Origin of the sequence: Alteromonas sp. KUL42, assembly GCF_006538325.1 — a bacterium.
In the GTDB taxonomy this organism is placed as follows: Bacteria; Pseudomonadota; Gammaproteobacteria; order Enterobacterales; family Alteromonadaceae; genus Alteromonas.
Genome location: NZ_BJKK01000002.1, coordinates 214400 through 228797, shown reverse-complemented (window position 1 = coordinate 228797; position 14398 = coordinate 214400). Strand labels below are relative to the sequence as shown.

Genomic DNA, 14398 nt, shown 5'->3' with positions numbered 1-14398 from the left:
CTTTAAGGTACACTTGGTATATTTGAGGATGTCCAAAAGGTAAAACACTCATGTCGTCTGCCCTGTTTTTAGTTCAAACCCCGTTGCACGTGCAAAACGCATGTGAAGCTATACCAGTATTCGGTATTACCCAAAGTGTATTTTTTATTGTCCATTCAAAAAATAATGAAAAATGGTTAGCTCAAATAAACGAACTTCTTCCCGAAAATGTGAATACTTTATTATGTGAGCGAGATGATCACGACATTGAAGGGTGCATAAAAGAATATTCAGAACGCATTTCTCATCTTAAAACATACGACTTTGACTTTGTGTTTCTAGGAGATGCCAGGCTCTATATTTTTGTTGATTGCGTGAATGCGCTAGCAAACAAAAATACCTTTTTAATGGACGATGGCGCTCTAACCATAACCACAATGCATAGCTTAAAAACGCATGGTGTTTATTACCCGTTAGGTAAAAGTACAAACATAGAACGCACAGAACAAATTGAAAAGGTAAAACGAAAGTACGGCCTATGGGACATGAAGCACACGCCTTATAACCTTTTTACAATTTTTGATTTCCCTTCATCTCAGGCCATTAGAGTAGTCAAAAACCCGTTGCAATCTATACGCTATACTCACACCAACACTGACCCTCAATCGGTACTCTTTCTCGGGCAACCTCTGGGAAATGGCAGATTTTGCAGCAACGATATGTACAATCGACTAATGGAGCGCATTGTCAATTACTACTCTGATAAGCGCTTTTTGTATTTACCACACCCAAGAGAAACTGAAGAACAAGTTGCGCAACTCAAAGGCTTTAAAAACCTCTGTGTTATAGAAACGTCGATGCCAGTTGAGCACTTTGTTATGACCCTTGATAGTGTCCCTCACACTATTTCAGGTTTTTTCTCCACAGCGTTATGGAATATTGCCAAGTTTCAAACCGGTCTCCATGTTGAGGCATTTAGGATTGACTCGAGTAACTATGACGATGCAGTTTTACAGAGAAAATCTCGCAACGGTTTTTTATCTGATTTTGATGCTAATGAACTGTGCTACGAACATTTTGCGCTGCGCTTGAAGGTTATTGAAGGTATAGTCTAATCCCACGAGTGAACTCTCGAAGTCTCTGATGCGAAGCGGGTGACGAGTGAGCATGCCCTTGCGCTACTGCGTATCTTTATCCACATGCAGTCCCGCGTCCAAAAATTCACTAAACTCTACGGCTTGTGTGTTCGCGTAGTCAGAAAATGTGATATTTTTCTTTGGAGTATGCCAGTCATCGCCGTATAGGAACGCTAAGTAGTCTTTTGCTTTAGCTGGTATTTGAATTGAGTTTCCATACCAATTAATAGTCTCGGCGTGACGAAAATGCTCTTCAGGAGAAAACCACATTCCTAAACTCGGAAGGTGGATTGATTTCCCCTCCTTAAACTCTCGAATGCTAAAAGTAGTTTTAAAATCTGAAAGCGAATTCTCAGGGTCTACAAAAAGTAAAACAATTCCCATGCCGCGCCCGCTCTTGTCTAGGGTCTTCTCGACTTGCCATGATACCCCACTATTATCTTGTGAAATAAAACGCTCGATAACGTCGATTGTGAGGTCAAAAAAACCTTCCGGAACAGACATATCGATATCGTCATCCCATGCAATTATATCGCGTTCTCTTATGACACCTAGTAACGTGCCAAAGTCCAATACCAACGGCACATTACGCTCAATCGCGATAGCTGATAACTCACATATTATCTTACGCCCAAATGCACGAGTAACCTCGTTGTAAAAGGGCGGCGTTTGTTTTTTGAGCTTGCTTTTAGGCGGAATGCAGATTTTTTCTGGTGCTATACCAAGTGAATCTATTAGCTGAGTCTTAACTTCGCTCGCCCATTGGGTCGTAATAACAATTTCATCATAGGTAAACTCGGTTAATTTTTCCGGCCCACAGATCACAACACCGTCTAACACTTGACCATCTTTGTTTTTATCGTTATCGACAATACCAACAAACTCTCGTTCCTCAGCGCAGTTGGACATGAACGCTTTTGCGCTCGCTCCGGCACCAAACAACAGTGTTTTTATCATCATATATTTACCCTCAGGTGTCAGCGTTTTGCATGCTTTCTTCAATAACAGTCTTCACTAATTCAGGCGTTACTGGCGAGATAAAATTCCCTGCGCGAGATGGGTCTAATTCACGGTCAACCGCTGTTAATAAATCAGGTAACAAGGCGTATTCATTCATTACATCATGTAGTTTGAGTGAATCAAGAAGATGAATAACTTTATCAGCCTGTTCCTCTGATAGCTCAAGTGGCCTCGCTCCCACATATTTTAGTAACGGCACTAATGTAAAGCTACAGGCTAACCCATGAGGTACATTGAACGCTAAGGTGATGGGATAGGAAATCGCGTGGGCAAGCGCCGTTTTCGTTATTGAAATCGCCAGTCCTGACAGCAGTGCCGCTTGTTGGAGTGCTTTTCTAGCAGATAAATCATGTCCGTCATTTAACGCTTTAGGTAATGCATCACAAATCAACGTAATTGCTTCTTTTGCATACATCGCTGATTGTTCCGAGCGGTTAACATTCCACAGTGATTCTAACGCATGAGACAGTGCATCAAGCGCCGTATTCATTGTCTCCGATTTAGGTAGGTCACGCGTTAGTGAGGGACATAAGATAATGAAATCTGCGTGTACATTTGTCACAGAGTATTTTTTGCTGTTATACGAATCCCAAACTGTGGCGAAAGGCGTAATTTCAGCCCCTGTTCCAGAAGTCGTCGGAATGGTAGTTAGACGAACATTTTGTCGACCTTCGGTTGGAGTAGCCAAAAGCTCTGTCACTGACAGGTATTTCTTATCAAGAAGTGAAGACAACACCTTAGCCGTATCCATTACACTGCCGCCGCCTAAAGCAACAATATGTTTGATGCCCCTATCAACAAATTTGGCATAAATAGCATCAATAAAAGCCATTTCAGGATTGGCAGTAACATCATCCACAATTGACAATGTCGCACATTGCAGCTGAGTGCGTATAGTAGCCACCAGCCCTCGTGAAACAAAGCCTTTACTGGTGACAAGCAGTACATGTTCATGTGGTTTAACCACTTTATTTAACGATGTGAGATAATCATCAGACACATCGATGCCACGAGCAACATCGTCAGGGATAGAAGGGTGTAGTTTATCCATCTTAATACTCAACAGAGTGCTGCATAAACGCTAGCTTATTTTCTATTGGAGTAGAAGTTGGGCGACCTAAGTCAGTGCGCGCACCTTTGTTAATTTTCACTTCCAACAGCATTGGGCCATCTGTCTCTCTCAATTGGCTTTCTATGTCTTTCCAAAACTCATTCAATGCATCTCTCGTTTCATAGCACTTATAAGCACTGTATCCACAGCCCAATGCAATCTGTTCAATATCGATATTACCCGCCACCGTGGGCTGGCCTCCTACGGAGTCATGGCACGCATTATTTAATATCACATGAATTAAGTTTTTTAAGCCGCTGCTTCCTGCTATTGCTAACGATCCCATGTGCATCAACATTGACCCATCACCATCAAGAGCGACTACAGGCTTTTGCGGTTTCGCTTTGGCGACTCCCATTGCTATAGATAAGGTGTGGCCCATTCCTCCCACTGTCAAAAAATCCGTATTTTTTTGCCCATGGGCTTTTCGTATTTCAAATACCTCTCGCGATGTTTTACCAGTGGTTGAAACAATAAGCGCCTCAGACGGTACTTGTGGGAGTAACACCGCCAGCGCCTGTTCTCTATTCATCGCATAAACTGGAGTTTTTGAGGATACCTTTGCAATTGCTTTAAACGTATCACTTTTCACGAGAATAGCCACCGGTCGAGACTGTTTACTCATTGTTTGCAATAGTGATTTCAGATTCTTCTCAAGAGAAGTCGTGCTATCAAGAATGATGTAAGGGATGTCCAATACATTAAGCTGCTGCTCAGAGATTCGGCCCTGCTTAATATGTTGGGGTTCATCTTTAACTCCGGGCTCACCACGCCAACCAATCACAAGTAACATGGGTATACTGTAGACTTCCGGATCTGCTAATGAGGTCAGCGGGTTTACGACATTCCCCAAACCGGAATTTTGCATGTAGACTACCGCTGGCTTGCCAGAACCTAAAAAATGCCCCATGGCCATCGCCACTGCATTTCCTTCATTTGCCGTGATCACATGAGCGTCTGATTCAAAAGCATTATCAATGTAGCTACAAAGATTTTTAAGCAATGAATCAGGTACGCCATAATATTGGGTAATACCGTGCTGCTGTAATGTCGTACAAAACGTATCTGGAGACAACATCGTACTACTTACCGCCAGGGATAAGTTCTAAAATTTGCTTGATAGGCATCATCTTAGAGTCAACTTCAGCACTTCGACTGTGACGCAAAATAGATTCTGCCGTATTACACATCGCGGGATAAGCACTACGCAAAAGCTGATTAGCATAAATGACAACATTCACACCTCGCGCTTCCAATTCTGATTCATACACACTGTTATAACTAGAAGGTACTGCGATCAACGTTTTTTTATTTTCAAACGTAGCGTAACGATCACAGAACTCAAAAATCTCATCGGGTGTTTTTTCTCTACTGTGTATCATGATACCGTCAGCACCGGCCTCTAGAAATGCCTTGGCACGCTCAATAGCATCATCAACACCTTTACCCAAAATTAAGCTTTCAATTCGCGCGATAATCATGAAATCATTTGTTGCTTGAGCGCGCTTACCCGCAGCTATCTTCTGGCTAAAATTCTCAATTGAATCTTGCGTTTGCGCAACTTCAGTTCCAAACAAAGAGTTCTTTTTAAGCCCTGTTTTATCTTCAATAATTACCGCTGACACTCCTAAACGCTCAAGCGTTTTTACAGTGAAGGTAAAATGTTCTGTTTTACCGCCGGTGTCTGCATCATAAATTATTGGCTTAGTAGTCACTTCAAGTACCTCATTAAGCGTACTCATGCGCGATGATACATCAACGGCTTCAATATCAGGTTTACCTTTTGCGGTAGAATCTGTAAGGCTACTGGCCCACATACCATCAAACTCTTTTACGCCCGACTCAGTTTCTATACGTGTATTTTCTATAATCAAGCCAGACAAGGCGTTGTGAATATCGAGAAAGCGTACTTGAGGTTTAGCAGCTAACAAGCGTTTAAGCGACTTAAGGCGAATTTCCGGTGTGGTGCCCACTTCCTTCATGGCTTGGTGTAGCTTCGTCGAAGATATACCCTTTGTATAAGGCACTTCCACCAGTTCACCGCCCCATTGTGCCAAACAGTCGATAACGCGCTGACGTGTTTTCTGTTGCACCCCCGTCTTCCAGTCATCACCGTGAACAACATAATCTGGTTTAAGTTGCTCTAAGTTCGGTACATAATCTAGCGTGGTTTGCGCAATAACGTTATCAACCCCTTTGATATTTTCAATTACTTCTCGGCGTTGCTCAAATTCCATGAAAGGGACACGCTTATAACTGGCTATCGCTTCATCAGTAAGAAGTCCTACGGTTACACTGCCTAATTTTGCCGCTTCTTTTAGTACATTAAGGTGTCCAGGATGAACTAGATCCGCGCTCATACCCACGTAAACACTCTTTGTCATAATTATGGTTCCAATCATTTAATACAGTTTAAGGTGTCGATAGTTTATCGGCAATAAACATAAAACATTGAAGAGTATATTGTTATTCGATGCCAATAGCTGACGAATACTCGGTTATGTTTTGATTTTTTCTAGCCATAGCTCGGCTTTGTCTGCACTTAAATCTTCCAATAGTAGTGATTCCAACTGTATTTTTTTGCGAACAACTTTACCTCGACTTCCTATGTTGTCACACTCAAGTGTATTCACGTCAACGCCAGCGCGAGGGATAGCAATATATCGCGCGTATTCCACGTAGGCATCAACCCATGATAGGGAGTCTATGAGAGGTTCAAGGTAGCGTGCTTTCTGTTCCAGCGAACTGCCCGTAAATTCATACTTAGGCAAGAACATGAATACATGTTCCATGTTGCACAAAAAGCCTGCTACAAAATGTTGTCTAGTACTGTGAATAAAAGGCATATCACCACTAAGAAAACACGATGCATCAAATGGTCTAGGCATGTACCATACATAGTAACTCTCATTGCGTGAGTAAGAGTTGCTTGCCTTTGTTATAATATTTTCAAAAGGGGCATATGCGCCAATTAAACTGTAATCAGATAAAGTCTCGTCATAATCTATGGCATAAGGCTGTTCGCTGAATACCACTTGATAACTTGTCGAACTTTCTCGCTTGGTATTATTATCAAAAACCGCATACTCTTGAATGAAAGTATCGAGACATTCGTAATTGTCTTCGACGATAGCACTAAACACCGCATTTTTTGATTTAGCCCACAATCTTAGGAAAACAGATTCTCGGTTGTGAACACACGAACTCGCAACATCAAATGCTGAAACATTATCTAAATAAACTTCTTTTATATCCAATAACGTCTTCAACCACTCCTCTCGCGTTTGTTCTAGCAGCTCCATGTTTTGAGATGCAGAAGATAATTTGCTAAATAGGGCATTTGCATAGTTCACTGTGCCATATAATAGGTAGAACAAGAGCGATTTCTTACCTTTATATGACGCAAAAACGAGCTCTTTTTGAGTGTGAATAAAATTATCTACCGTGGCAACGGTTGAAAATGGTTCTCGCGCCCTGTCTATGAATGTGGATAATTCGTTTTCTAATGCATCCAACCGATAACGCTTATAAAACGTTTCTTTGTAGCCGGTCGCATCTTCAAACGACGAAAATGCATTACTTTTGATAGACTTCAGAGCATTCGAACACTGTTGGGGTGTGGACATTACCAAAACCATATCCGGACGAAGCGGCACTGCGCCTGCAACTTTAGCGCCGTCACTACAATTAAAGCAGGATACAGAATTGGTAGCTAATGACTGTTCAATAATAGTCTTGGACATCTTGAACTCATACTTCGTGAATACCGTTTTACGAAAGTTTCCAGGTACCACGATTGAAGTATTGTTCTCAGCCTCGTAGTCATATATTTCTTTACCATCAATATAATACGATGAATTTTTTGAGTGATGACTGCGCTTATTGTAGAAACCAAGATCAACGCCAAACAAATATAATTGCTGCATTCCTAATTTAGAAAAGAGATTTACGGCTAAATTTGATACCGTTGGAAACGCAAATCGTAACTCCTCAAAGTTCTCTCTTCCAAGTATTTCAAGTGCAGAAACTGTTGATGACTCACCATCTTTAAATGCAATGAAAACATCTTTGAACAGGTCACACGTATCAGGGTGGATTCCGTTGACTGATATTAAGCTAATATTTTTTAAATAATTAAAATCGTCAACCCTACAGCACCAATCAAAGGTTGATCTATTTTGCTCTATTTCTGCGTGGAAATCGGGAGTAATCCCATGTTTATGCAATGAAGACAATGCGGTACCGCATGAGACCACAATCACATGCTCACGCCACTCTCTGATACTATCGATGGCATCATCTAACGATGGCCCATTACCAATAATAAATACTGGTACTTCTTTGTCTTCAAATGACAGATACTGTGATGGTGATTTGCGCATAAATGGGGTTTGCCGATCGAGCATCTCAGTGGTTTGAGCGATACCATATCTTGCATGATCAAAATACTCTCCCATCGAGATAACAACTTGAAGTTGCTCTCGTAACTGAGCAATGGCAGAAACTAAGACCGAGTTATAGTAGCTTTGATAGAAGTAAGTGTTGGCCAGTATATATGGCCCTATAGAATAAAATTGATTCAATAGGTCTTTGAACAGATTCGTCCCATCATCACCGATATTGATATACAAGCGGCCTTCGTTTTCATCAATATCAGCAAGGATCTCATCCCATTTAATGGCATATAGAGATGCGTGAAAAAAATCCTTGTTAGGCTCACAGATGAAAAGCTTTTCTACATTGTGCTTTTCCAACATAGTTTCAATTTGATAGCCCACACCGACGCCAAATAAAATTAACGATTTTAAGGTTTCCGGCAGCGTTCCTTCTTCTTGTTCAACTTGCTTTAGTAACGTCTCCGTTCTATTTACGAACTGATAATGCAGATACTTCTTTAATTTTTTCCCTTTGTAGCCCAGTATCAGTCCATCTTTATTTGGCTGTTCGCTAAAGTTTTCAAAGTTCAAATTACACTCTTGTCTTGGAGACAAGCCATACCACGAAACTAGATTGCTTTTCTTAAGCACATTGATCTCACCGTTGTCTCCTTCAACGGGTACCCAAACCTCTGCTTTATAGTTTTTAAACGTTTTGTAAATAGCAGGAAAATACTTCTTAAGTGCTTCAAGGTTTCGCTCGCGACGTAGCTGAGCAGCTTCGCCTGGGTCTTGGTAACTATCAATAGGTATTGATTGTGTCCAGCGCGGTACATAATCGACTGGAGTTTGAGATAAGTTAAAGTTAAGACCCTCGCGTTTTAAGCGCGTCCAATCACCTTGTATACACGCTTTTTCAATGCTATCAAAAACCGGAATATTGTAGTGTTTATACACATGGAATTGATTGAGCGAGAAGTGCTCATTTAACTCTTCAATATCATTGACAATGTTGCGACCATCTTTGCCTAGCTGAAAGAAAAGGCGTACGCCCTTTTCATTCGCAATGCTCAATATTTCGTCCCATTTATTACAAAAAATAGAACATTTGAAATACTGAAGTTCTGGTTCATAAACTACCAAGTTCTCGATGGAATGGTTTTTAACCAGCTCACCTATATGCAACCCTAAGCCTATTCCCAACACAACCAATGTTTCTATATGTTGAGGCAGTTCTTCTCTGTAGTCATAACCACTGATTGACAGTGCATCAGAAAGCGCCCCAAGATCCTCTTCATTAGCTTTTGTATCTGAATACTGAGCATTGCCCTTTGAATTAAGCGCCACACAAATTGCTCTGTTGGCTAGATTACTATATTGCTCATGAATTTCACTGGCAGGATCTAAGCCATATAGAGTGCGACCGACACCATAGTCGACGATATTAAACTGCCCCTGTTTGTTACAAAAAATCGAAACATTGTCATTTCGAATGGTATTAATTTGTTCAACCAGTGACGGGATATAGGTTCTGAACGCGAGTAAGTTAGCCTTGTATTGACTTTCAATGTAGGCTGCGGTTAGCTTTTCGACTTGCGTTTGTTTTTCTTCATCTTTGTCTATGTGCAATCGAATATTTTTTAGCATAGTCGATGTTAACCTTATAAAAACTTCTAAACACCTAATGCTTTACAATTTATGCAATAGGCCTAAATTCATACCAGATACCACTTTAACTTTCGCGTAATGTTAGTCAAAGTCAGCATTAAAAGATGAGAAGCGCTTCTTATTAGTCCACGTTTTCTTATGTAATTCAAATAGGTGTAAATCAAGCCATTGGTCCCCCTTGTTTATGTGAGATTCATAAACACCAACGTGACGATAACCGTGGAGTGAATGCAATTTCATAACACTCGTATTATTGCTTAGGACTTCCGCGGTAATTTTTTGAAGGGTGCTATTTTCGAATACATAATTATAGAAGTAAGGAGGGATGAGTCCTCCTAAATGTGTCCACTCTTGCTCACCAATGTAAAACCCCCCAGCTACACCTCAAGTGCTTCTGGCAAACGTCAGACTGATTAATGACACCGATGGGCTGTTGATTATATTCAATTACCCAGTAACGATTCTGGGCGTCATTTTGAATTGATTCAAACCACTGCCTCTGCTTTACCATGTCAACACGCACATCTGTCAACATGACACGATTGACATGTTCGCTCGCTCTCCATGTCATGATCATAGATAAATCGTTAGATGTGATATACCGAAATTTAAACACGCGATATGTCCATTAAAGTGTACGTTGCTTTTTAAATCGTAAACTAAACTGTTCGTGTTCATCGAAAATAAACTTCGCAGGAACCTGAAAGCGCTCAAGAAATTGCTGACAATAACGCTTAATGTCGGCTTTGATTACTTTTTTATCTTTGTGTTCAGCATCACTTGTTAATCTAATTTTACTACACACGATATTTCCCAATAACGCATTAGGCTGAGAAAATACCTCTGCTTCAGCAATATAGTCCAGTTGTAAAAGTACACTCTCTACCTCTGCAGGGTACACCTTTTGTCCGCCAACATTAATGATTTCTGACTCTCGACCTAACACCTTGATGTATTCACCTTTAACCTCAACCCTATCGCCAGTATGAAACCAACCATCTTCGGTGTAAGGACTAGGAGCGTTCATATAACCCAACATCCCTGAATGTGCTTTTACTTCTAAAATATTGTCATCAGTTATTCTGGTTTCAAAACCTTCCCCACCCACTTTCATCCAAAGCGATGATGATGACTCAGACTTCGAGCGCAAAATACCAATCTCAGAAAGTCCGTAAGTTTGGAGTAGCCGAATATGAGGAAAGAGCTGGTTAAATCTCACTAAAATTGACTCAGGCATAGGTTCTGTACCATAAGTCACCGTCTTTAGTGTGCTTAAGTCAAAGCGTTTATATGCTTCGCTGATAAGGATTAAATTAATAAAGGTTGGTGATGTAGGAAGAAGCTCTGCCTTAAATTTTTCGACAGTTGATAGAACCGTGTCCGGCTTGCGGTCTTTTACAGTGATAACACAGCCAGCATTGGACAGGGTATACAGCAACGTGTTTACCCCACCTATATGGTCATATAATAAAAACGTAATCGCTCTCAATGCGTGGCGACGTACTTTGAATTTCTCAAGTAGCTTTGCAATATCGTGAACTGCTGCCTTGCTTTTTCCTGTTGAACCCGAAGAAAACAAAATAAGCCCCGGTACGCGTTGAGAACGCAATGCAAGTATATGTTGGTGTTCAGCCGTCACGAGCAAGGTTTTTATTTGAAAATCGTCATGACTATCTATTGATATAATGGTTTCAACTTGTGCCGTTTCGATAAACTCGTCTTTCTTATGTGCAACGGAAGCTGTGATGGGAACCAGAATAGTCGCTTGCTCAATAAGCGCCAACATTAAAGCGATAGAACTCGGTGAATAATCAGCTTCTATCATTACGACGGTTCCAGAAGATATTTGATTTTCTTCTAGCACTTGCTTCCAAAAGCCAATTTTCTCAGTTAACCATTCGTATGAATAGGCGCGTTCTTGCCATACAATAGCATCACTTTTTTTGTTCGCTTCAAAGACATCAAGAAAAAAGTCGATAAACATCACGCCCCTCCCAAGTACAATACTTGCCCTGTTATAAATTCACTTTCAGGTTGAATATAAAAGTCTATTGCATTAGACACATCTGTCATCTTTCCAAAACGTTTGATACTTTGCTTTTCGAGTAGTTTATCTAACTTATCGTCAGGGATGTTCTTGATGAGATCGGTAAGAATAGGTGTGGGGCCTAAAGCATTTACTGTTACACCAAACTCCGCAAACTCTTTTGCTAAAATTTTTGTGAGGCTTTCCACTGCAGATTTAGAGGCAGCATAAATTGCTTCCCCTTCTAGCGCAAAGGGCACAGCTACGGTTGAAAAATTAACGATTCGACCATAGCCATTTTTTCTCATTAATTTAACAGCTTCACGGCAGAATAAAAAACTCGCAAACACATTTGTAGAAAAGACTTTCTCAACCGTTGCCAATGGCGTTAACAAGGCGTGATTCATAGACGCAATACCAGCATTATTGATGAGAATATCAAGTCGTTTGCGAGCCTTTCGAATTGTAGAGAAAAGTGTCTTAACCGCCTTTTCGTCACTAACATCGAGACAGTGATGTGAATAATTTGTGTGACTTACCGTTGACTCAGAACGACTACAGCCAACAACGCAATATCCTTTATCCAAGTAATACTGGGTAAGGTAAAGACCTATGCCTCTGCTTGCACCTGTAATTAATACAACACTGTTTAAATTGGCATTGTTCATTATAGAGAGTTTATTTCTTCGGTTAAGTACTGAGCAAGTGTAGCGATTGTCTTAAATGGGCTATTTTTTTGTGACAACGCTTTTTCATTTGCTATGACGAATTCTATGTCTAGTTCATCCTCCAGTAATTCCTCCACAGATAGAAGTAAATTAACTAAATCAACCGAATCTAGAACACTGGCAGCGCCGAATAATGGTGTACTCTCTTCTTTGGTAACGGAAACGTCACCGTTGCCCGCATTGAGTTCATCAATTGCGGAGTAAATAAGTTCAAGAATTTTTTGATATGCGATCATTATTACCTTACTTCCCTAATGATGATTTTAATTTGATTACAGCGCTAAAGATGTTATCGGCGCCGTTAATGTTGGCTTGAGTCGCGTTGGCATTCATTATCGCTTTTAGCTTCATTTCATCATGCCATAGGCTTAAGCCTTGTTTAACAATATCGCATGATTCCATACCATTGCGCGTATCTAAAGCAACAGCTTTTCCTGTATTGTGACTTTGCATACAAGCTTGAAATTGGTTGTCAGCAACGATCAGTAACATAGCTGGTGTGTATAACGCTTGTAGCTCGTACTGCGTCGCCCCACCAGCTGAAATAACCAGTCGCGAGACCAAAAAAATGTCTGACACTTGCTGTGCATTGTGCCAGTGAGTAACGTTTATCGTCTCATCAGCAAATTTTGAAAGCTGTGTCGCATGTGGAAATGCACCGCCAGTAATGACATTAATAGGGATGCGTGGCAAAGCGTCACTAAACTTAGCGGCCAATTCATAAGACAAGTTCGTAGTATCTGCGCCGCCTAAAATAATTGTTAAAGCACTCCGATTGTCTAGTCTTATGGCTTCGCTTTGTTGCTTTGGTGTTAAGTGAAATTCACCGCGCAATATACGAAATGAATCACCTAAGCAGCAATGTGCATAACTTTCAGTTTGATGATAATTTAGCGACGATGCATGGCTATTGGGGTTGATAATACAGTCTGCATACAACCTCCCAAGATCGTTGTTATCGTCGATAGCAACGAAGAGTACAGATTGCGCCTTCAATATCTTTGCAAGCTCACAACGATAAGCACAAGTAAATTGATACCCATCCAGAATTAAAACATCAACCTTGTTGCGCAAGCAAAAGCGTTCAAGTTCATCAAGTTCATTTTGGGCATTTTCAAGGAGCGAGACCTCACCTACCCAATCTGATCGATTTAAGGCTTGCTCATAGGATAGTGATGTCATCAAAAATGAAATCTGATAGCCTTTTTGGACACCATGCTGAGCAAGCGCCAAACAGCGCATCAAATGGCCTAAGCCTATTTGGCTGTTACCTTCCACACGAAAAGCAATATGCATTGTTATTCGCTAAGATCTTTATCAAAAATTGCATCACCTGCTTTTAATGCATTGCGCGCTGATGCTGATAGTACACGATTGAAATGTTTAGGCTGAAGCCCTATCGCCGGGCGGACAATTTGGACGTTTTCTCTGGTAAAGCGCTCGCCAGGTTGAATGTCCTTTCTAGCAAAAATAGAGCGTCGGTAATATTTTGACTTTTCCTCGGCAGCTGTTCCTCCGTAGACCACATCGCCCATGGCTTGATGAGCAACCCCAGCGCTATCTACCAACAACTTAAATTCATCGGGCTCTAGAGAAAATGCGGCATCAACGCCACCTGCATTTCGGTCTAGAACAAAGTGCTTTTCGATAACGCAAGCCCCCAGTGCAACAGACGCAACCGCCACTCCAATCCCTAAAGTATGATCAGACAATCCTACCGCACAACCAAATTTATTTGCCATATCAGGTATTGTCATCAAGTTTGTATTTTCAGGAGACGCGGGGTAAGTACTCGTACACTTTAAAAGAACGATGTCCTCAGCACCGACGTCTTTTGCAGCAGCAACCGCTTCTTCAATTTCACTTACAGACGCCATGCCTGTTGACATAATCAGAGGCTTGCCCGTTTTCGCTACCTTCTGAATTAAAGGTATATCAGTTAATTCAAACGAAGCGATTTTATATGCAGGGACATTTAGACTCTCAAGAAAATCAACAGCGGCTTCATCAAACGGAGAACTAAATGCAATAAGCCCCAACTCAGAAGCAAAATCAAATAGTGGTTTGTGCCATTCATAAGGCGTACTCGCCTGCTGGTAAAGTTCATGCAGGTGTTGCCCATGCCACAGTGAATCGTCTTCCATTATACGGAAGTTATCAGAGTCAATATTGAGTGTCATTGAGTCAGCTGTATAGGTCTGAAGCTTGATAGCATCAACGCCAGCAGATGCGGCAGCGCTCACCATTTGTTTCGCTAATTCAAAATTCTGTGCGTGATTGCCTGATAACTCAGCAATAATAAACGGCTTGGATTTCGACGATATTACCCTGTTCGCTATTTTCATCTGTTTCCT

12 protein-coding genes are annotated in these 14398 nt (G+C 41.1%); 1 reads left to right on the top strand and 11 read right to left on the bottom strand.

What is annotated here, in order from left to right:
- Positions 1 to 50 precede the first annotated feature (50 nt).
- The gene (locus EYR97_RS03830) at positions 51 to 1094 is read left to right on the top strand and encodes a glycosyltransferase family 52 (protein WP_131092506.1); all 1044 of its coding nucleotides are present in this window, start codon (positions 51 to 53) and stop codon (positions 1092 to 1094) included.
- Positions 1095 to 1157: 63 nt separating this feature from the next.
- On the opposite strand, the gene EYR97_RS03825 is transcribed toward EYR97_RS03830, so the two are convergent.
- The 11 genes from EYR97_RS03825 to pseI form a co-directional block, all read right to left on the bottom strand.
- Positions 1158 to 2075 (bottom strand): nucleoside-diphosphate sugar epimerase/dehydratase, encoded by a 918-nt coding sequence (locus EYR97_RS03825; RefSeq protein WP_131092505.1) that lies wholly within the window; start codon positions 2073 to 2075, stop codon positions 1158 to 1160.
- Between the two features lie 10 nt (positions 2076 to 2085).
- Positions 2086 to 3186 carry a phosphonoacetaldehyde reductase gene (locus tag EYR97_RS03820; protein WP_131092504.1) on the bottom strand — a complete coding sequence of 367 codons (1101 nt, stop codon included), beginning with the start codon at positions 3184 to 3186 and terminating at the stop codon, positions 2086 to 2088.
- Between the two features lies 1 nt (position 3187).
- Entirely contained in the window at positions 3188 to 4324 is a 1137-nt protein-coding gene (aepY, locus tag EYR97_RS03815; protein WP_131092503.1) for a phosphonopyruvate decarboxylase, read from the bottom strand.
- Positions 4325 to 4328: 4 nt separating this feature from the next.
- Positions 4329 to 5630: a phosphoenolpyruvate mutase gene (aepX, locus tag EYR97_RS03810; protein ID WP_131092502.1), complete on the bottom strand. Its 1302-nt coding sequence runs from the start codon at positions 5628 to 5630 to the stop codon at positions 4329 to 4331.
- A gap of 114 nt (positions 5631 to 5744) precedes the next feature.
- Positions 5745 to 9269, bottom strand: a complete 3525-nt coding sequence (locus EYR97_RS03805; RefSeq protein WP_131092501.1) for a 6-hydroxymethylpterin diphosphokinase MptE-like protein — start codon at positions 9267 to 9269, stop codon at positions 5745 to 5747.
- Positions 9270 to 9371: 102 nt separating this feature from the next.
- Entirely contained in the window at positions 9372 to 9617 is a 246-nt protein-coding gene (locus EYR97_RS03800; protein ID WP_258313197.1) for a GNAT family N-acetyltransferase, read from the bottom strand.
- Positions 9618 to 9918: 301 nt separating this feature from the next.
- Positions 9919 to 11274, bottom strand: a complete 1356-nt coding sequence (locus tag EYR97_RS03795; RefSeq protein ID WP_131092768.1) for a fatty acid--CoA ligase family protein — start codon at positions 11272 to 11274, stop codon at positions 9919 to 9921.
- Entirely contained in the window at positions 11274 to 11984 is a 711-nt protein-coding gene (locus EYR97_RS03790) for an SDR family NAD(P)-dependent oxidoreductase (RefSeq protein ID WP_131092499.1), read from the bottom strand. Before EYR97_RS03790 ends, EYR97_RS03795 begins: the two co-directional genes overlap by 1 nt.
- A complete protein-coding gene (locus EYR97_RS03785; protein WP_131092498.1) occupies positions 11984 to 12280 on the bottom strand; it encodes an acyl carrier protein in 297 nt (98 codons plus the stop codon). The genes EYR97_RS03790 and EYR97_RS03785 overlap by 1 nt, the downstream gene beginning before the upstream one ends.
- A 7-nt stretch (positions 12281 to 12287) precedes the next feature.
- Positions 12288 to 13340, bottom strand: a complete 1053-nt coding sequence (pseG, locus tag EYR97_RS03780; protein WP_131092497.1) for a UDP-2,4-diacetamido-2,4,6-trideoxy-beta-L-altropyranose hydrolase — start codon at positions 13338 to 13340, stop codon at positions 12288 to 12290.
- A 2-nt stretch (positions 13341 to 13342) separates the two neighbouring features.
- On the bottom strand, positions 13343 to 14389 hold the full coding sequence (gene pseI / locus EYR97_RS03775) for a pseudaminic acid synthase (RefSeq protein ID WP_131092496.1): 1047 nt from the start codon (positions 14387 to 14389) through the stop codon (positions 13343 to 13345).
- Between the last annotated feature and the right edge of the window lie 9 nt (positions 14390 to 14398).